This is a genomic window from Bacteroides sp. RTP31139st1_H2_RTP31139_211217 (assembly GCF_040227615.1).
GTDB lineage: Bacteria > Bacteroidota > Bacteroidia > Bacteroidales > Bacteroidaceae > Bacteroides > Bacteroides uniformis.
Map to the genome: position 1 here is coordinate 1 of NZ_JBCNZM010000059.1, position 20292 is coordinate 20292.

The window sequence follows — 20292 nt, forward strand, 5'->3', positions numbered from 1 at the left end:
CAAGCGGCCGTTGTTATAGTTGTAGAGGAAGTTGCCTTCACCTCGCACGAAGAAACGGTTCTCGCAGAAGTCCAGACCGTCCTTGACGGTGGTGTCGGTCTTGACAACGATGTCGAAGCCATAGAGCGAGCCGATGACCTTCGGCTGGCCGTGCGTGCGTTCCCTGTCCTCTATCTCGTGGAGCTTGGCGGCAATCACTTTCGGATCATCGCCTGCCACGCCGTCAATCTTCAATGGGTTGAGCCTGTTGCCCTCCTTGTCGTACTGCATACGGCTCTCGATGGCGGCCTTGTCCTTCCTGACGCGGGCGATAATGTCATCGTTGCTTGTCCGGTTCGCCAGGAAAGTTTCCAGTTTGATGCGTGATTCTCCCTTGCCACGCTGGAAGGCTTTGCGCTCGCCTTCCATGCCGGCAATCCGTTTCTCCAACCGTGCCTTGTCGAGCAGATCGGTATTTCCGGAGAGCACCGCCACGTATTCGGAGAAGGGTATGCCTCCCTTCTCGTCCATGCCTCCCTCGTCGATGGTACGGCAGCCCATGTTGTTCTGCTTGAGCTGGGTGATGAAAAGCTGCTTGTTGTAGAGCAGGTTGAACTTGTAGCTGTCAAGCGACTTCTCCACGGCGTAGATTATTACGTCCACCTTGTTGTCCGCATAGAGTTTGGCCACCTCGTTTCCCTTGCGGATGCCCCGGCCGTCCCGCTGCTGCAAGTCCGAAGGCCGATCGGGTAGGTCAAGGGCATTACTGCCCTCTTCCCCCCTCAGAACCGTACGTGAGGGTTTCCCCTCATACGGCTCAAGCTTTTCAAAGTCTCTGTTCGTGTGCAGAGACCGGCTCATCCTACTTCTTGTTTCCATTGTTTTTACGGGATAATTTGAAACATTCATCATGAACCAACAGATTGCATTTCCGTCCGTCTTGTACGGTCGGCATTACATTCCATGCCTTATGCGTGTCAATCGGTTCACCACATATCGGACATTTCCGACCTTGCTTTTCCCATAGGTAAAGCAGGGATTTACGTCCTTTCAGCGTCACAAGCATCTTTGACTTCATTCTTTTATTGAAGTACAGGCGGCAGTCTGCGTCAAACGGATTCATGTCCCCCTTTATCTGCGTATATTGCAGAAAAGGAAACGAAGATGCCAGTTTCAACAAGGTAAGTTGGTCTTCTTTGCCGTTTGATTTCTTGAACTTAGCCGCAAAAGTCCAGCTGTTCCCTCGGATATTGTGCCAATAGCGGTCTTTTATCCACTGTTTCCCTTTCTTGGAATGACGGCGTTTAGCCCATTGCCACAAGGCGAGAAATATCTGATGGTCGATTCTGTGAAAAGAATCACGTGTCGCCCCATGCTGATAATATGCTCCCCATCCTCGAATTTTAGCATTCAACATCCTGATTAATGATTCCTGCTTGCAACCCTTATGACCTTTTGTCACCTTACGGATATTCTCCATAAAGCGTTTTTCGGCTTTCTTGGTCGGCTTGGTCAATATTTCATTGCCGAATTTGCGGATGTTGAAACCGAGAAAATCGAAACCGTCACGGATATTGGTTATCACCGTCTTTTCTTCTGATAAGGTCAGACCTCTTTCAGACATAAAGTCGGCTACCAATGGCTTGATTTCCTTTTCAAGTGTTTCACGGTTCTCGCAGGTAATTATAAAGTCATCAGCGTAACGGACAAGATTCACCATTGGCGAATATAACTTACCTTTGATTCTAACTCGTTTATATTTCTCTGCAAGGACTTTCTGCAATCCGTCCAATGTCATATTGGCAAGCGTGGGAGAGATAATGCCACCTTGTGGCGTTCCCTCCTCTGTCGGGAACATCTGTTTGTTGAAGATATAGCCGCATTTCAACCATTTTCGGAGTATTGCCTTGTCCATAGGGATGTTGGCAAGCAGCCATTCATGGCTGATATGGTCGAAGCACCCCTTTATGTCACCCTCCAGAATCCATTCGGGAGAATAGCCTTTTCGGAGAATGTTATGGCATTGCATTACCGCGTCCATACAGCGGCGTTCCTTGCGGAAACCGTATGAACGTGAGTCGGCTGTTGTTTCCGACACTGGTTCTAATGCCATAAGGTAGAGTGCTTGCATGGCTCTGTCTTTCATTGTCGGTATTCCCAACGGTCGCAGTTTGCCATTACTCTTTTTGATGTGGACTCTTCTCAATGGCTTCGGCTGGTAGCCTCTGCGTTTGAGTTCGCTTATCGCTTGTGTTTTTGCTTCGGGTTTCTCCCATGTTTCCATGTCCACTCCGGGGGTGTTGCCACCTCCGTTAGAAGTAACTCTCTTTACGGCTAAGGCTTTTGCGTAAAAAGAGTGGGTCAGCGTCCACTGCAAGGCTTTCACCTTGTTGTATCTGCCTTCCTTCTGAGCCTTTACAATTCGTGCTTGTAGCTTTCTGACAGCCAACTCCGCTTTAGTCCAGTCTATTCTGTCCCAAAGTGTTTGCTGATTGTCAGCAGGCGCACACGATGTCTTGTTTTCGTTCATTTGCTTTCCTCCTTTTGAAAGTTCTAAAAGTTAATTGTAAAGAATCACCATTTGACAACATTCGGTTTGATTGCCTACCTAATGTCGTCACAGAAGTCTGCCCACTTTCGTGTCGGATGATGTCGCCCACATCAGCCCGTGATGTCGGTTCAATCCGTATCCGCTCCATTACAGAACGGCATTCGCTTTTTCTGTTATCTTATACCTGCACACCATTCGGCTTTCATTGCTGTCAGCTTACCTGTCATTTTTACATGACAGGAGATATACAGGCTTACCATGTTCCACATAGATAACTAACGGATAGGTTAGGTTCTGTCTCATCCTCCGGCGGTGCTTATATCCGTGTAATCCTACCATGGAGAGGATTAACCGACCGCTTCCCTTTTGGGTAGAGTGTGCCAGTATCTTACACTCTTTCGTGACATTACGAAGTTTACTAACAGTTCGCTTGCGCTAACCATACTATCCAGCCTCGCCACTCTACGGTATGATACTAACCGTACTTGACTTCCCCTCACGGTTCTGTCTTGTCTTGCGAAAGTGTACTTCGTCCCGACCGCTTAATACAACATTAAGGTGCATCGGTCGGTAGGCTACCGCTGACGGAACAGCGGGTTAAAGCTGATACCCGTAAGTATCATTCCAACAATTATCTATGCGACTTCATGTCGCACCCACGGTGCGTCGAGGTGATGGATGGCGACACACCGCTTCTGGGCGTTGACTCCCGTGCCCAGCATTTCAGTAGAGCCGAAGAGAACACGTATCTTTCCCTCGTTCATCGCCTCGATCATCGCCTTGCGTTTCTTCTCGGTCTTGGCTTCCTGAATGAAACGTATCTGGTCTTCGGGGATGCCGTGATCCTCCACCAACTTGCGCTTGATCTCGCTGTACGGATTCCACTGGTCGGGCTTGTAAGTTCCCAAGTCCGAAAAGACGAACTGCGTCCCTTTGTGCCCGGCGTATTTATTGTAATACTTCGCAATCATATCGGCGCAATGGGTGGCCTTGTTGTCCTTGTCGTCGCCATAGGACAGCGGATCGATGAGCCGCATGTCGAGCGACATCTTTCGGGCGTAGTCGGTGGCGATGAGCATCTTCGCCTTCTCCTCCCTCTCGTTCAGTGGCGGGCGGCCCAGTACGGTGGCATTGCCGGTCTTGGCGAACTCGATGAGCTTCTGTATGAACTCCCTCTGGTCGGGCGTCGGGGGGATGTTGTGCAGTATCTCGTTCTTCTCCGGCCGGTCGATGCCGATGTCGGCTGCGGTACGGAAGTCGGTAATTTCAGAATAGAACGAGGCAAGTTCCGGAACCTTGATAAAGTAACGGAAACGCTCTTTCTGCACCACCTCGTTGGTGACGGAGAACTCGTAATCGACGGACTTTCGGGCAAATACCGCCGCCCATGCGTCAAAGGAGTTGATCCCCTGACGCTCCAACTCCCTGGGACGCAGGTACTTGAAGAGCAGGTACAGTTCGGTCAGCGAGTTGGAAATAGTGGTTCCCGACAGGAAGGTGGCTCCCAAATCCTTGCCGGTGCGCTGCTGGATGGTACGCAGGGCGAACAGCATGTTGAGCGCACGTTGGCTGCCCTCGCTGTTTCCCAGCCCCGCCACACGGTCGTGCCGGGTGGTGAACATCAGGTTCTTGAACCGGTGCGATTCATCGACAAAGAGGTGGTCGATGCCCATGCGCTTGAAGTCCGCCACGTCGTCCTTGCGGGTCTCGATCTCGTGGAGCAGCTCTTTCAGTCTGGCCTCAAGGTTCATCTTACGCTTCTCCATGCCCTTGATCTGTGCGTTGCTTACTTCCGCACCCTGCTGGTAGAGGACTTCGAGATTCTCTTCCACGCTGTCCAGCTCCTGTTGCAGGATGTCACGCTGGATTTCGGGGGACTGTGGTATCATGCCGAACTGCTCGTGCGAGAGGATGATGGCATCCCAGTCGTTGTTCTTCATCTGATGGAAGATCTCGACACGGCGTTCCGGCGTGAAGTCCTCCTTGCCGGGATAGAGGACTTTGGCGTTGGGGTAGGCGGTGGCGAAAGTCTGTGCGATCTCGTGAATATTCGCCTTCAGGCCGGTGATAAGGGGCTTGTTCGCCAGTCCCAGACGTTTCATCTCGTAGGCGGCACAGCACATGATGAGCGTCTTGCCGCCGCCCACCTCGTGATCGGCGATCCCCCCTCCGTTCTGCTTGAGCATCCAGATGCAGTCCTTCTGGCTGGGGTACAGGTCGGGAATGCCCAAGCCCTTGAGGTCGAGGCCGGGAAAGCTCTGGTGCGATCCGTCGTACTTGGGACGGACGAAGCAATTGAACTTGCGGTTGTACATGTCCGCCATTTTCCGCTTGAACTCCGGTGACTGCTCCATGAGCCAGTCGGAGAAGCCGTTACGGATCTCGTCAATCTTGCTGTTGGCGAGCAAGGTGACTTCGGGATCACGTATCTTCATCTCGTTGCCCGCTTTGTCCAAGACGGTTTTGGTGATGTTGGGCGTGGTGTTGTGGATGGCATGGCGCATAAGGGCGATGCCGTTGAAGATGCGACTTTCCGAACGCACCGAATACTGGTTCATGATGCGTGGGGAGGTCATGTCGGCCCTGATGCTGTACTCGTCGCTGCTGGCGGTATAGCGGACGGACACATCTGTATCGAACAGCCATGAGGCATAGCGGCTGTAAACCGCCGCCGGTATCCAACGCTCGCCGAAATTAAAATCCAGATCCTCGAAAGGTATGGGCGTGGGAAGCGACTGCCGCAAGGCTTCGAGAGAAATACGGGTCTCGCCGTTGTCGGGATGCGACTGCAAATATTCTTCGATATGTTCGGCTTTGGCCATGACGTTGCCGGAAATGAAACGGTCGGCAATCTCGTAGTTCTTCGAGAGGGGATTGTAAAATATCCGCCCACGCAGTTCTTCCAACAGGGCGGACTGCGACTTGTCGGTCAGGGACTCCATGTACGACATGTTCACGTTGCCATACTTGTTGAGCGAGGCGGTGAGCGCCTCGTGCACGTCGTCGGTATGGGTGATCTCGTTGATGTTGTACGAAACGGGATGGTCGAAGATGTCGGCCTTGACCGCCCGGCCGTCGATGTAACGCTCCAGCGACAGTATCTCACGGTTGCCCGCATCCATGCGGAACAGGTCGATGTTCTTCTTGTCGTTCAGGTTGCCGAACTGACGGATGAAATCATCGTAAAGGGTGTTGAGCATGGTGCGCAACGCCGGATTTTCGGCATGGGTGGCGGCTTCGTTCTCGTACAGGTGATGGTAGGTGTCACGTATCTCGATGTATAGCGACGCACGGCGTCGCTGGCGTTCGGGCAGATCCAACGGGTTGAATACCGGTGCGGCCTCGCCGATGGCGGAAAGGTAGCCTATCTGCCCGTCGTCGTCCACAAGAGAGCCGTTACGGTGGTGCCCCTGTAGGTCGGCCGGATAAGGACGGGGCTTCATGCGCTCCTGACGTGCGGCCTCTTCCTCCTGCCGGCGGCGTTCCCGTTCCTGACGTTCCTGCTCCTGCCGCTCTTTCTCTTGGGGAGCCGGTTCGGTCGGGACGGTCTGCATGGCGGAATGTTGCTCCAACGGCGGCATATCGAAGAGGGACAATTGTCCGGAGTCCTCCTTTTTGCGCCTTGTTTTCCTTTTTCTGACCTGTGAACGCTCCTCTTGGGTGAAGCCGAAAAGGTCGTACAGGGACATGACCGGCTCCGGCGTGGTCTTTGCGGCGGTTGGCCGGGCTTCCGCTGACGGTTGCTCCGGCGTGAGAGTCCCACGCTCCACCTGTACCGTCTGTCGATCCACTGAAGTGGAATGTCCGTTCATGTTACCGGACCGGTTGATTTCCCGCACCTGTGCGATGCGTTGCGACATGGTTTCTGCCGGACGGCTCACCAGATTGCGGAACTCCTGCACGGGTGAATGGCGGAGATACAGGTCCAGGTCGAGCTGTTCCGAGAGGTTGCGGTCAAGGAAATACTTCATGTCGGCGGCGATGGCTTCCATACCCCCGTCATGCAGGTAGATGCGTGCCGGCTTTCCGTAGGGATCGGTACCGACATGGGCACGTGTATGCACAATGGCGGCGGTATGCTCGAAATACTCGTTCTGTGTTGTCCCGTCGGCCTGCGTGCCGACTTCGACGAAAGACCGTTCGAGCGGGGTGTATTCCCTTTGGGAAAGTGTGTCCTTCTGCAAGATGACCAGGTCGCTGCCCACCTCCGTACCGGCATAATCTGTAAAGAGGTTGTTGGGCAGGCGGACAGCCGATAACAGCCGGGATTGGTTCATCAGGTATTGCCTTACGGGATAGGCCATAGCGGAGTTCATCACCCCCTGCGAGGTGATGAAGGCAAGGATGCCTCCCTCACGGACGGCATCCAGCCCTTTGGCGAAGAAATAGTTGTGCAGGCTGTTCAGCGCAAAACGCCTGGCCGTGCCGTTGTCGAAGGACGGGTCGAAAACACGTATGTCGCCGAAGGGGATGTTGCTGCTCACCACGTCGAAATAGCCGTTGCGATGCGGGGGCAGTTCCTCGAAGCCCTTGATATTGACCTGTGCTTCGGGATGGAGCCGGGCGAGGATGCGGCCGGTAAGCAAATCCTTTTCATAGGCGACAATTTCGGGGCCGTTGCCGGCTGCGGAGTGGAATTGCGGTTGGAAGGCTGAAACAAAATTGCCGGTTCCCGATGAAGGATCGAGGAAACGGCCGGGCGACACTCCGTGTTCGCCCAAAGAAGAGGCAATGGCATTGACAATCGCCGGCGGTGTGTAGAAAGCGGTGAAGGTGGATGCCTTCACGCTTTCCACCAGTCGCTTGTATTCACGTTCGTCAGCGGCTCCGTCATGCAGGACGTTGTGAAGTTCCGTAACCAGGGGGAACAGTTCACGGTCGGCCTGTGTCCAGCGGAGTATGTCGGTGAGTTTCCCGAAAGGGGAAAGAACCGCCTTGATACCTCCGAACCCGGAGTAGGCGGCGAGTGTGCCCGCTTCCTCCGGTGTGGCGGTGCGTTGTTCCTTCTCCAAACGGAACATCAGCCGGATTGCCTCTATATTGTCCCTGAGATGTGCCTTTTTATTATAAGCCATTCTCTTCCAGCCAGATTACAACCGTACCTGTCAGCTCGTCATAGAGCTGCTCGAACTCCGGGCTGAACATGAAATCATCCGAGAGCGTATAGCCGGAGAAGGCCTTCCGGCATTCGGGAAGCAACTGCAAGGCCACGCTGCGTGCGCTGCCTTCGGGGACTTCGGCGGCGAACTCGTTCCAGAGGACGGTGACCAGCGTGTCCAAAGGTGAGAAATGCAACCCCTGAAAAAGCAGGGCGTTCGCCTGTTGCGCCGCATCGTCGTAGGTCAGGCCGGAACGGATGGCTGCGCTGAAGGCTTCGGCGGCCTGATCGCTGCGGATGGTGACGAAAGACCCGTCATCCGCCAAGTCCGGATGCGACTCACGCAGGAAGGACAACAGGGTAAGACGGTAGTAAGATAATTCATCCGGTTCTTCCGCTACGGATACCGGCACATTGGATTTATTCTGATTCATATAATTATCGGATTATTAAGTGATACAATTCGGACGGGTTATTTCTTCCTGCCGCTTTTCTTTTCCTGCGGTTTCCTGTCCGGGAAGGAGTAACTTATGGTAAAGTCAGGATTAAGCACCAGTGCGGCATCGAAGCTCTTGCCCTCACGGCTCTTGAAGCCTTTGACAAGAGGAGTGCGGCCTTTGGTCGCCAGCTCGATGATCTGTCCGTCGGTCAGTATCTTACCTCCCTTGTTACGGAACAGGGTGAAGCTGCAATCGACATCGGCGCATTTGGCAACCTTGTCGAAGAACAGGATGCGGCTCTTCCTGCACTTGGGACAAGTGCATTGCTCTCCTGAAGGAGCGACATCAAGGGTGGCGGCCAGCAGTTCGGTAACGATCTGTGCGGTATAGACCTCTATGTTCCGGCGGAAAGAGAAGGCATCGGCCTCTCCGGTTTCTATTTTGGCGAGGGTGTTCTCCCACGCCGCTGTCATTTCGACGTCGGCAATCTTTTTGTCCTTTACCGTATCGTAAACCGCCAGTCCTTTTTCGGTAGGCACAAGGTTCTTCTTGTCCCGGCGTATATAGTCACGGGCAAACAATGTTTCGATGACAGCTGCACGAGTGGCCGGAGTGCCGATACCGATCTCACGGATTCCGGCACGCAGTTGTTCGTCGCTGATCTCTTTGCCGCAATGCTCCATGGCGGAGAGCAGTGAACTCTCGGTATGCAGTGGTTTGGGCTTGGTCTGTTTCTCCACTGTTTCGGAGGCGAGCAGTGGCAGGGTTTCACCCGTTTGCAGTCCCGGCAACGTGGTTTCCTCCGCCTCCTCTTCCGGCTCGCCACACACGGCACGCCAACCGGCGGACTTGATGACCGCACTCTTGAGGGTGAATATCTCACCGCCTGCGGACAAGGCAACTTCGGTCATTTCCTTGACGCAACATGGCAAGAAGGCTTCGAGCAGGCGTGCGGCAACCATTTCATAGATAGCCTGCTCGTCCTGCGACAGACCTTCGGGCAGGTTCTCGGTGATGAGAAGCGCATGGTGGTCGGTGACTTTGGCATCATCTACCGGACGGCGGTTGAGCGGTGCGTCCGGCAAGACGGATGCGGTGGCGGTGAAACGTGGATATTGCCGCAGGAGCATTATGCGCGAGGGGATCTCGTCGAAAACATCCTCGGATATATAACGGCTGCCGGTACGTGGATAGCTTAGCACTTTCTTCTCGTACAGGCTTTGCGCAAGCGTGAGCGTCTTGTCTGCGGAGAAGTCCAGTTTGCTGTTGGCCTCTTTCTGCAAGGCGGTCAGGTCATAGAGCAGCGGCGGCTCTTGAACGGCCTCCCTGCGTTCTACGGAAGTGACGGCAAGCATACCGCCGTCCTTAATCTCACGAAGCCTGGCAGTGGCCGAATCAAGATCATCGAAGCGGTTCTGTGAGAGTGCGGAAAAGTCGATGCCGTTTTTAGAGACCGAAACCTTTATCCGGAAATATGTCCGGGACTCGAACTGCCTGTTCTCCCGGTAGCGTGAGCAGATCATCGCCAATGTGGGTGTCTGCACCCGTCCCAGGGAGAACACGCCCTGTCCGGCGGCAAGGCTGAGTGCCTGAGAACTGTTGATGCCCACGAGCCAGTCCGCCTCGCTGCGGGCTTTGGCGGAGAGGTAAAGGTTGTCGTAAAGACTTCCCTCCCTAAGATTTTGCAACCCCTCACGGATGGCCTTGTCGGTGAGCGAAGAGATCCACAGACGGGCAAAGGGCTTGGTACAACCGAGATAGTTGTACACGTAACGGAAAATCAACTCACCCTCACGACCAGCGTCGGTGGCGACGATGATGGATTCGCATCTGTCGAACAGCTCCCGGATCACTCCCAATTGCCTGACGACTCCGGGATCGTCCTTGTAAGCCTTACCCTCTCGCACCTGACGGGGAACAAGCCTGAACTCTTGTGGCAATATGGGCAGGTGTTCCCGACGGAAACCGGAGAGACCGTAACTTTCGGGCATGGCAAGACCGACCAGATGCCCGAATGCCCATGCCACGGCATATCCGTCCCCCATTAGATACCCCTCTTTCCGTTGGCGTGCGCCCACTACGGACGCTATGGCCTGCGCCACGCTGGGCTTTTCTGCAATGATAACTTTCATATATAATGTATTATTTATGTGAATGGTTAAATGGATACTCCTTTCTTATCGGTTTTCTGTACCGGGCGGTTCTGGCTGACGGTGTTTTCCGGCTTCGTGCTGTCCTGACGGACGGCCGCCTGTTGCGACTGTCCCTGCTTTTTGCTCTTGTCCGGGTTCCATTTGAAGAAATCGAACTTTGCCCGCTCGTGGTTGACACGGACGAAAGCACTGAACAAGTTTCCCTCGTTGTCGGTCATGTTCTTGATATGGACTGTCTTGCCGGCGGCTAACTTCTCCCGTACCTCGGGTGTCAGCCCGACGCCTTTGAGCACCTGTGGTATGACCAGTTCACGGCTTCGCATCTGTGTCTCTGATTGCGCCTGTTTGCGATTCAGTCCCCTGAAGTCATAAGTGAAGCCGCCCTTGCAGACGTTATACTGGAGGCGTGCGTCGTAATATCCCTGTTTCTTTTCGGACCACATGTTCTCAACCAGCACGGACTCGCCCCGTGCCAGCCTTGTGGTCTGGTCGTCGGAGAGTCGTACCCGGTTCACTTCCTGCGGTATGGTGATTTCACTGACCGGAACATGGTGCAGGCGGTTGGTTTTGGGATTGAGCGAGAGCAGACACGATTCACGCACTCCTCTGGCAAGTTCCAGCTCAACGACACAACCGGCATTGTTGCTCCTGGAAAGATTCTCTTTCACTTCGGGAGAAAGCTCCGTACCCATGTACGGCCGGTCCAGTTCGGGATACCGCTTGCAGCATTCCACGTTCAGGACCGGTTTGCCGCCGGCTGATTCCACCAGACGAATGCAGGCCGGCGTTTCAAAGTCGATACCCTCGAAGGAGATCCTGATGTCGAGGACTGCGGACTCGTGGCCGTTCAGCAGGCGTTGTATGCCCGTTTCGCCCAACGATTCGGGAGTTACGCCCATGCGTGCGAGCTGCTGCCAATCCACCTCGTCCACTCCCCAACGGGTGGTCTGTTGCGGAGTGTCGCCTGTGATGCTCTGCTCCTGTGCCGGTTGCCGGATGTCAATGGCGTAACTGGAAAGAAGCTGTTCGTTCTCTTTGGGAAACTTGAATATTTCCACCAGCTCTTTGGCTGCGGATAACATTTCCACCGGCAGGTGGTAGAAGCGGAAGTCCGACGGTCGATCATACTGGCGGTTCATGTTGGAGAAAAACGTCCCGATCACGGACTCGTTGCGGTCGATGTGCAGAAAAGTCTCGGAGGGCTTTGCCTGTGCCAGCGGTTTGGTGCGGAGTGAACCGTCAGGCTCAATACCCTGAACGATGTGCGGCGTGTTACCGTCGGAGGCGTTGGTGACTACCAATGCCTCGTTCTTGAAATCTTTGAGATTGTCCATAAATCAATCGGATTAAATTGTGAAACAATAAAGTTAATTGCGGTACGAAGGTAGGCTTAAGTGGTTGTAGGACGAGAGGGAACGTGACGATCGGGTACAAGTGGCTACCGGTTGGCATGAAATGTCTCCTGTTTCCTATTCTGTGTGATTCGTTTTATACATCGCAGGCAACATCAAGACGTTGCGGAAGAATCATTCATCGGATATTTTAGATGATCCGAACGGCGGGCCGGAAAAGAACGGTCCCGTTTTTGAGTACATGACAGAGAATACGGTGGGGTAGGAGGATTATCAAGAAAAGTATCCCATGGGTATCGGCCAGCTTTTTTTGATATTGTGACTTTTCCGGGAGTCATGAAATGTTTTCCTTCGAGATAAAACTAAGAATAGTTAATAGAATAAATGCTTAAACAACAGCAAATATATCCTTGCCTTATTTATCAGGGTAGTACCATACTGTAATTTTGGGGATGGCTATTGTTGCTTTGTCTGTATTTAATTATTGACCAATGGGAGATTCTCACAGCTTTTCTGCCTTTTTATTTATACAACTTTTTATTTCAAACAGTGATTGATTTATTCAACTATTTGAATATTTGTTGTTTTAGTATCGGATTATAGAAAAAAGTAATGTTTTAGCGACCGTCCTATTTTTATCATTTTGTGTTGCATTACTATTGGAAAACTTTTTCACAGGCAAAAATACCAGCTTTTCTGAAAATATGAAATTTTGAAACGTTTTTCTTTCGGAAGCATATCAATATTGATTGATCAATCAATTGGACGTTTAGACGGCAAATAGAGTGTTTAGGAAGATATTGGCGGGTAGTGTGCCTCTGCATTCGAAATAAATTTTGTATCTGACACATGGGGAAGATTCTTCAAAGCCGAATCTCGTATTTTTCTATTTTCCTCCATAGAGCTAACTCCACATGCCAATTTGTAAGGGAAGGTTTCATCCTCCGGGGCACAAAGATCCTCTATTCGGTTTGCTCGTACTGTATTTTTGATCTTTGTGCCCCAGACAAATAGTTTATGATTTGTTGGCTGGTTTTCGGTAAATAAGAAAAAATGTTATTTTTTTTGGTGGATTATCCACTTTGTCATTTTATCACTATATATGTAGTTGACGAGATGCCGGGAATAATTTTAATGAGTATCCTGATACCATAGCGTTTGATTATAATCATTTGCTTTAACATTATGGCTTGGTTCAGATGTTGTTATTCCAGAATATGAATTTATTGGCACTGCACCACGGCTTGCTGAGTAATATTTTTCTGTGTGTGTTTTGTAAGGAACTACTTTGTTTAAAGTTTCAGAAAATTGTAACAGCAGAGTGCTGTCGTTTTTACATAATACTTTTACATAATCCCCGTAATCGTAAAAAATAACAGGACTGTATCCATCCATAGGCTGTACAAAACCTTCTTGGGTATTATCAAATATGTATTGTTGGTTTATTCGTTTCATCAGTGCCGCCAAATTATCTAATTCGCTACAGTTTGTTACGGCTAAAGTTCCATAAGGATATTGATAGGTGGAATAAAATTGATGGAAAGCATCACATGCCGCCTTATAATTTGGTTCTCTTGATAAAAGATGTTTTCCCATTGTGGAATAAGGCATGCCGAATGCCATTATTTCCGTGGGGCAAGCTATTATGTAATCTGTTATATGACGTAGCTCGTACGCAGTCTCTAAGGAGGACATATAGCAATCGTCGAATAAGATATATTCCATAGATAATCCACTATTTTTTATACTGTTGGAAAGGGTTTTTATATCTGTTTGGTATTCGGCGGATAGCCCGCCAAAGAAACGTGTTTGAGGTACATTCTTGTATTCCCAGTGATGCCTGAAATCCTGCAACATTCTTGACTTGCTGCCATTAACAAGCAGCCATCCCATACCATGGCAACCTATAATCATGGAATAGGACTTTGCCGGGGCAAATGTCTTCATATCATTGAGAATATCTGTTAATACAGGTTCTATGGTAAATTGGGGATTTTCGTATTCTTTCAAAATGGAATGGATACAATTTCCATTTTTCAGAATAATTTCAAACATTTGGGCTTTGATGGAACTTGTAGAAAGAAAAACAATCACTCTTTCATTCTTCAAGCTTGTTTCTTTTATGGCATATTCCATATCAGAAATATTGTTATAGAAATAGTCTATTAAATCCTCGGACCATGGGAAATACATAAAGGTGGTTCTTTGATTAATTTCCGGTTCAAATTCTTCTTTTTCGCAGGAGAATAAGACGAATAAAAAAGATAAGAGTGTTATTAGATTCTTGATTCCCATATAACTTTTATTTATAATTTTATACTCACTTTTATTCTGCCAAAAATCTTTTATGACTGCAAATTTAGAAATTTAAGTCGAAAACAGTAATAGCTTGTTTCAAATTGTTGCAATTCTACCTGGAAACATATTTTAATACAGTTAACATTGTTGATAAAATATCAACTTACCCAATTCGATTCATATGGTGTTTTGTTTGCTGTTTTGCTTCTTTCATGCGATTTTTGCATTTTTTTATGCAAACAGTTAATTCATATAATCATTTGTAATGTATTTATAGTTATGGCAACAGTAAAAACGGTATTAGTAAAGGGGCGGTGTAATAGTCGCGGGGCCTATCCATTGGCTGTGCAGGTCCTTCATAAACGGAAAAAGAAAGTTTTTTATACAGGATACAGCATTACCCCCTGTGAGTTTGATTCTTTTAGCGGACGAGTACTCTTTAATGGTGCATATACCATGGAAACTGTCCGACGCATGAACCGTACATGCCGGAAAATTTGTAAAATCTTGGATAAAGCCATAGGCATATTGGAAAGGGAGGGTAATGAATATACGACATGTGATATAGCCAGAGTCTATGAAACCCTGACTGGTAAAGTGGGTTTTTACAGCTATTTCCGTGAGAGAATCCGTGTGCTTTTCGACACCGGGCATGAAGGGACGGCAAAAGCGTATGAGGCGACCCTGCATTCCATGCAAAAACATTTGTGTAAGACTGATTTTCCATTTGCACATCTTTCTTCCCGCCTTGTCATTAAGTATCGTGACACTCTCCTGGAGGCCGGTGTGGGCAAGAATACGATAGGGTTTTATTTACATAATATGAAAGCGGTATACAGGCGTGGATGTCTTGAATTGAATCTGGTATTTCCTTCACCTTTTTGCAATATCAGAATCCGGTCTGAAAAGACCGTCAAACAAAGTCTTCCTATGAATCAGGTGAAGTCTCTTGCCAACCTGTCACTTTCAGTCGGAACACCGGAATGCTTGGCCAGAGATGTTTTTATGTTCAGTATCTATACTCGCGGAATGTCATTCGTAGATATTGCTTTTCTAAAAAAGAGCGATATTTTTCCCGGGGTAATCCGCTATAGAAGGCAGAAGACCGGCCAGTTGCTTGAAATAGGTATTAACCGGCAGATACAGAGTTTGCTGGAAAGGTATGGAGATACTTCGGGTGACTATCTTTTCCCTCTGGTTGATGAATCTGAAACTCCTTATTCGGGGTATAAAAAAGCTTATAACAAGATAAGGTATGCACTGAAAAAGATTTCCCAAAGAATCGATATAAATATTCCTTTGCGTCTGCATGCTGCCCGTCACTGCTGGGCAACAATGGCCCGTGAAAACGGTACCCCGCTTCATACCATCAGTGAATGTTTGGGGCATTCTTCGGAGAAAGTGACCAGAATTTATCTGAAGGAACTTGACCGGTCGGTACTGGACGAAGTGAATAATCACATAGCAGATAATATATGTTAATTTTATAGTTATGGTGTCCTATTTAATTGGGGATATGATATATTTGCAAGCATGCTCTTGTATTCTCCATGACAGAGAGTGGAAAGCCTATTAATAGGCTGTTTTTATTTGCAAAAAATAATATTATGACAACATTGAAATTTCGGTCGCAAAGTTAGACAGATGTCAATTAACTATAATTATCATAACAAGTCTTTTTTTTATCTTTTTCACTCAATTACATTCTTCCGGATAGCCTCTCTGGAGTTTTATCACTATTTTTCAGTAGTTTTCTCCATTCTCCGGGAGTATATCCGAAGTTCCTTTTACAGTATCTACAAAATTGGGCATGTGAAGAAAAATGTAATTCATCAGCTATATTCCCTATCGGTATATCCTCATCAGCTAATTTATATTTAATAATAGTGTTTATTTGTTTCTGCAACCACTCACTCGCAGGCTCTCTGAACTCTTTTAAAAATTTCCTGTTAAAAGTAGAAAGAGAACTTCCGCATAGGCGGGCAAGTTCCTTTACTGTCCTGGCATTTCTGTAATTATCAAGCACCTTCTTTTTGAATTCATGCTCATTCCCCAATATAGGACGGAAAAAGGAAACTTGTTCCGTTTTAGTATAATAAAACTGTATGTTCCAGAACAGCTCTTTCAGCTTTGTTTCATGAAAATGAACGCAATTGGCTCCATCCTTCAGATAGCCTATTAAAAGCTTGAGAAACATTTGTAATCTGGTTCTAATTTCAAGTGGATATATTGCTTTTTCACCCGGGAAACTCAGACTGTTAAGCTGTGAGAATAATATCTTTTCACAACTTTGGACGATGTTGTCAAATTGTGCAATGACAACAGTCGCTTTTCCCCGTGAGAATATCCTGCATATGCTTCCCCTGCTGAAACAAATCATATTACCGGCTAAAATCTTTGTTTTTTCTCCGTTGCAGGATACCTCCAGTTCTCCTTCCGTTACAAACCAAATACAATCAGTCTCATTGGGATCTTCATCCATTTCTATTTTACAAAATTTGTAATATGAAAATCCTTCCCGGATGCATTTTGGATAATTGTAACAGGGGGTATCCCCTTTCAAATATAATATTCGCATTGTTTCTGCCATTTAGTAAAAAATATAAGGTTATGTTATTGCTTATCTGCGTATTTATCTTTTATATATGTTCTATATCCAATCTTTTTTTCATCTTATTTCATACAAAGTCCCCTTTTTGAGCTCTATTTACGCTATTTTATTCTTTTTTCCACTCTCTGTCATGGAGAGTGGAAACTATTGCTTGGCTTTTAAGTAGATAATTTATTAGTCTTTTTTGCAGATGGATTTAAAAAGAGTTTTTGTTTTGACCCTGTTCCTCGGTATTTTCTGTCCGGCCTTTTGCTGCGGTGATACCCTGCATTGCCGGCTCTACTTTCCCGTGGGCAGTTCCACACCGGATCTTTCCTACCGGGACAACGGTGTCCGCCTGGACTCGCTTCTCTCGGGCATCCGTTCCCGGCAGGCCCATTCCGTGCTGCGCCGTATCAGTATGCGCTCGGGATCGTCGCCCGAGGGAAATTCCGCCTCAAACAGGCGCCTGTCCGATGAACGGCTCGCGTCCTTGCGGGGCCTTATCCTGGAACGCCTTCCCGTCCCCGATTCGGTATTCGCATGCACCTCTTCGGGGAATGACTGGGAGGGGCTTGCCTCACTTGTCAAGGCTTCCGACATGCCCTACCGCGAGGAGGCCCTCCGTATCCTTCGTGATACTCCCGAGTGGGTGACCCGTAACGGAGTCGTCGTCGATTCCCGCAAGCGGCAGCTAATGAATCTGCGCGGTGGCCGCGTATGGCATTATATGGCAGAACATTTCTTTCCGGAACTGCGTAATTGTTCCGTAATCGAATGCGAGTTCGAACCGGTCTCCAAAGGGATGGAAGGGGACACTGTCGTTCTGCCCCGACAGGCGGAACCAAGGGATACCGTCGTCGTCCGTGATACCATTGAAAGGACCGTCGTCATCCGCGACACGGTACAGGCAGCCGTTCCCGTTGCCGATGTTCCCAAAGCTTTCTACATGGGACTCAAGACAAACCTGCTCTACGATGCCCTTCTCGTCCCGAATATCGGCGTGGAGCTCTACCTGGGCAAGGGCTGGACGGTCGGCGGCAACTGGATGTACGCCTGGTGGAACAGCAATAAGCGCCATAATTACTGGCGCCTGTACGGCGGGGAGCTGGACGTACGCAAATACTTCGGTCGCCGCGCGGCGGAAAAACCGCTTACAGGACACCATCTGGGCTTTTACGGGCAGTTGTTCACGTACGATTTCGAGACAGGAGGAAAAGGCTACATGGGCGGCAAGCCGGGTGGTTCCCTCTGGGAAAAATGCAATTACGCCGTGGGTGTGGAGTACGGTTACTCGTTGCCCGTGGGCCGTCGCCTGAACCTGGATTTCGTCATCGGCGCGGGCTACTGGGGCGGCGAATACCATACATACGTTCCCGATGGCGGCCGGTATGTCTGGAGAGAGACCAGGCGGCGCCACTGGTTCGGGCCCACGAAAGCGGAGGTTTCGCTCGTGTGGCTTCTGGGACGTGGTAATTATAATGACAAGAAAGGAGGCGGACAATGAAAAGGATGTTGGAACGTATGAACCATGTATTGCTGGCCATCGCTGTTCTGGCGGTCTTGTCATTGACCTCCTGCGAGCACAAGGATCTGTGCCATGACAGCTTGCATGTGGTCAACGTGAAGGTTGTCTTCGACTGGCGGAAGGCTCCGGATGCCGCCCCCGCGTCCATGTCGCTCTACCTGTTCCCGACCCATGGCGGGGAGGCATTGCGTTACGAGTTCACGGACCGTAACGGCGGTATCATCCGCGTTCCTGTCGGGCATTACGATGCATTTTGCCTGAACAGCGACACGGAGAACGTCACCTATCGCAATACCGGATCGAAAACGACTTTCGAGGTCACCACCCGCACGGCCGATCTGTTATCGGGCCTTTCCGCACTGGGTGTGCGGTCCGCCGGTGTACCCCGTGCCAGAGGTACGGAGGATGAGCGTATCGTGCTGCCTCCCGACATGCTGTGGAGTGACCATGCGGAGGGTATCGGATTGAATCAGGAAACAGCCGCGCCGACGATCACGCTTTACCCGGCAGTGTCAGTCTGCCGCTACACGGTCGAGATCCGTAATGCCAAAAACCTGAAATACGTCTCCGGGGTCGGCAGCTCGATCTCGGGCCTGGCGGGAGGTCTGTTGCCCGGTGCGGGAGCCGATGCCCTTACGGGAGAGCGTGTGACAATCCCCTTCGATGCCGTTACCGGCAAGGATAAGGACGGGGAGAAAACCGTCATCACGGGCGGTCTGCTCACCTTCGGCCATAAGACGGGAAACAACCATACGCTGACTGTCTATGCCGTTCTGGCCGATGGAAGCAAGTGGTATTACACCTATGACGTGACGGATCAAATCCACTCGGCTCCGGACCCGCGCAACGTGCATATCGTCCTGGACGGGCTTCCCCTGCCCAAACCGATCGTCAACGGCGGCGGTTTCCAACCCGAGGTCGAGGACTGGCAGACCGTGCCGATAGATATAGAGATGTAGTCTTTCCCTTCGTCCTTCAAGCAAAGACGAGAGAATATATAGTTCATTCATTTATTAATTTTTATATTTTATTTTTATGAAAAAGCAATTTTTATTCATTGCCGTGGCGGCTCTCGCCATGGCATCCTGTTCGAAAGACGAACAGACAGCTGTCAACCGTGGTGCTGCAATCGATTTCCGTGGTGCAATGGCAACCCGCGCCACAGAAACGGTAACGGCTAACCTCACTGACATTTTCGTGACGGCCCTTGACAAGAACAATGCCAATTTCTTTACTGATGAGCAGTTCACCAAAGACGTGGATAACTTTTTTAAATCCACTACCTCCTATTATTGGCCGAACGACGACAGCGAACTCAAATTCTTCGCCTACGCGCCTTCGAGCGGTGATCTGGGCGGTACCGTGACAATCACCAATGCAACCAAGACGCTCGCCGATTTTTCTCCTAAAACGACTATCGCCGACCAGAAGGACTTTGTGTCCTGCCAAGCTACCGGTAAAAAGTCGGTCAACGAGTCAGCCGGTGTTGCCTTGACTTTCAAACATCAACTTTCCCAGATCGAGATCAAGGCCAAGAACGACCAGGATGCTTACCGTTACAAGGTGGTGGCCGTGCGTATCGGACAGCCGGTATCGAAGGGGACATTCGATTTCGGTACTGAAAGCTGGAACTTGGAAACGGATAAGGTCAACTATACAGTGCCTGATTTCGGTGAAATAACGCTGAACGGAACGCCCGAATCGCTTATGGGAATGGGAGGCAGCGCCATGCTGATCCCGCAGCAGCTTACAGCATGGGATGCTGCCGGGGATAAGCCCAATGCGGGCAAGGGTGCTTACCTGGCCGTAAAACTCCAGATAACCACCAAAGCCGGTGCCCGTGTCTATCCGGCTGAAATTGTCGGTGACTACGACTGGGCTGCCGTGCCTATCAACACGAATTGGGAGGCCGGCAAGAAATACGTTTACACACTCGATTTCACAAGCGGTGCCGGCAAGGTTGATCCCGAAAAAGGAGATCCTTCTGACCCGACCGATCCGTTCAAGCCTGGCGATGACATCCTGGGAAATAACGCCATCAAGTTTACGGTTCAGGTAACAGAGTGGGTAGAAGAAACGAAGGATGTTGACATGTAAAGAATCGGACGGCCGCATGGCGGCCGGATGAAACAGGCCGGGCGGGGTTGGACCGGTATCCGATATCTTCATAGGCATCACGGTGTCTTTGCCTTGAAGATTCGTCGGGGAGCCGAAACCGGGGTGAAAGCCGGTTTCCGGCTCTGTCCCTTCCCGGTCACAAACAAGCGTGCAAGGGCCTCCCGTGCACGTGAAAAACAAGAAAC

11 protein-coding genes and 1 pseudogene are annotated in these 20292 nt (G+C 50.0%); 4 read left to right on the top strand and 8 right to left on the bottom strand.

Translation table 11 applies throughout. The features are described 5' to 3' along the window. The 7 genes and pseudogenes from ABUA47_RS11650 to ABUA47_RS11680 form a co-directional block, all read right to left on the bottom strand. Window positions 1-858, bottom strand: an 858-nt coding sequence (locus ABUA47_RS11650; protein WP_410520182.1) for a DNA methylase, incomplete at its 3' end; no start/stop codon positions are given. Further along, the gene (ltrA, locus tag ABUA47_RS11655) at window positions 842-2509 is read right to left on the bottom strand and encodes a group II intron reverse transcriptase/maturase (protein ID WP_004323414.1); all 1668 of its coding nucleotides are present in this window, start codon (window positions 2507-2509) and stop codon (window positions 842-844) included. The genes ABUA47_RS11650 and ltrA, both read right to left, overlap by 17 nt. Window positions 2510-3186: 677 nt before the next feature. Beyond that, a pseudogene (locus ABUA47_RS11660) lies at window positions 3187-7605 on the bottom strand (N-6 DNA methylase); the annotation flags it as partial. Then, on the bottom strand, window positions 7595-8062 hold the full coding sequence (locus tag ABUA47_RS11665) for a DUF1896 domain-containing protein (protein WP_014298776.1): 468 nt from the start codon (window positions 8060-8062) through the stop codon (window positions 7595-7597). The gene ABUA47_RS11665 and the pseudogene ABUA47_RS11660, both read right to left, overlap by 11 nt. Before the next feature lie 38 nt (window positions 8063-8100). After that, window positions 8101-10200 (bottom strand): type IA DNA topoisomerase, encoded by a 2100-nt coding sequence (locus tag ABUA47_RS11670; RefSeq protein ID WP_122139712.1) that lies wholly within the window; start codon window positions 10198-10200, stop codon window positions 8101-8103. Window positions 10201-10226: 26 nt separating this feature from the next. Next, the gene (locus ABUA47_RS11675) at window positions 10227-11555 is read right to left on the bottom strand and encodes a DUF3945 domain-containing protein (RefSeq protein WP_032846520.1); all 1329 of its coding nucleotides are present in this window, start codon (window positions 11553-11555) and stop codon (window positions 10227-10229) included. 1149 nt (window positions 11556-12704) lie between these two features. Continuing rightward, window positions 12705-13868 (bottom strand): clostripain-related cysteine peptidase, encoded by a 1164-nt coding sequence (locus ABUA47_RS11680; RefSeq protein ID WP_196031160.1) that lies wholly within the window; start codon window positions 13866-13868, stop codon window positions 12705-12707. 282 nt (window positions 13869-14150) lie between these two features. Here ABUA47_RS11680 and ABUA47_RS11685 point away from each other — a divergent pair, with 282 nt between their 5' ends. Then, window positions 14151-15353: a site-specific integrase gene (locus ABUA47_RS11685; protein WP_005800235.1), complete on the top strand. Its 1203-nt coding sequence runs from the start codon at window positions 14151-14153 to the stop codon at window positions 15351-15353. A gap of 217 nt (window positions 15354-15570) precedes the next feature. Here ABUA47_RS11685 and ABUA47_RS11690 read toward each other — a convergent pair whose 3' ends face one another. Next, window positions 15571-16449, bottom strand: coding sequence for an AraC family transcriptional regulator (locus ABUA47_RS11690; RefSeq protein WP_005800233.1), 879 nt, complete (start codon window positions 16447-16449; stop codon window positions 15571-15573). 223 nt (window positions 16450-16672) lie between these two features. Between ABUA47_RS11690 and ABUA47_RS11695 the strand changes: the two genes are divergently transcribed. From ABUA47_RS11695 to ABUA47_RS11705, 3 genes are all read left to right on the top strand, one after another. Further along, window positions 16673-17968, top strand: a complete 1296-nt coding sequence (locus tag ABUA47_RS11695) for a DUF3575 domain-containing protein (RefSeq protein ID WP_196031159.1) — start codon at window positions 16673-16675, stop codon at window positions 17966-17968. After that, complete coding sequence (locus tag ABUA47_RS11700; RefSeq protein ID WP_196031158.1) at window positions 17965-18948, top strand: DUF5119 domain-containing protein; 984 nt, start codon at window positions 17965-17967, stop codon at window positions 18946-18948. Before ABUA47_RS11695 ends, ABUA47_RS11700 begins: the two co-directional genes overlap by 4 nt. Before the next feature lie 76 nt (window positions 18949-19024). Continuing rightward, entirely contained in the window at window positions 19025-20086 is a 1062-nt protein-coding gene (locus ABUA47_RS11705) for a fimbrillin family protein (RefSeq protein ID WP_196031166.1), read from the top strand. Window positions 20087-20292 lie beyond the last annotated feature (206 nt).

What these genes read in the sequence shown, in the direction of transcription:
- ABUA47_RS11670 (WP_122139712.1), bottom strand. Translation starts at nt 10,200, where the DNA reads ATGAAAGTTATCATTGCAGAAAAGCCCAGCGTGGCGCAGGCCATAGCG.
- ABUA47_RS11705 (WP_196031166.1), top strand. Translation starts at nt 19,025, where the DNA reads ATGAAAAAGCAATTTTTATTCATTGCCGTGGCGGCTCTCGCCATGGCA.
- ABUA47_RS11675 (WP_032846520.1), bottom strand. Translation starts at nt 11,555, where the DNA reads ATGGACAATCTCAAAGATTTCAAGAACGAGGCATTGGTAGTCACCAAC.
- ABUA47_RS11680 (WP_196031160.1), bottom strand. Translation starts at nt 13,868, where the DNA reads ATGGGAATCAAGAATCTAATAACACTCTTATCTTTTTTATTCGTCTTA.
- ABUA47_RS11685 (WP_005800235.1), top strand. Translation starts at nt 14,151, where the DNA reads ATGGCAACAGTAAAAACGGTATTAGTAAAGGGGCGGTGTAATAGTCGC.
- ABUA47_RS11690 (WP_005800233.1), bottom strand. Translation starts at nt 16,449, where the DNA reads ATGCGAATATTATATTTGAAAGGGGATACCCCCTGTTACAATTATCCA.
- ltrA (WP_004323414.1), bottom strand. Translation starts at nt 2,509, where the DNA reads ATGAACGAAAACAAGACATCGTGTGCGCCTGCTGACAATCAGCAAACA.
- ABUA47_RS11665 (WP_014298776.1), bottom strand. Translation starts at nt 8,062, where the DNA reads ATGAATCAGAATAAATCCAATGTGCCGGTATCCGTAGCGGAAGAACCG.
- ABUA47_RS11700 (WP_196031158.1), top strand. Translation starts at nt 17,965, where the DNA reads ATGAAAAGGATGTTGGAACGTATGAACCATGTATTGCTGGCCATCGCT.
- ABUA47_RS11695 (WP_196031159.1), top strand. Translation starts at nt 16,673, where the DNA reads ATGGATTTAAAAAGAGTTTTTGTTTTGACCCTGTTCCTCGGTATTTTC.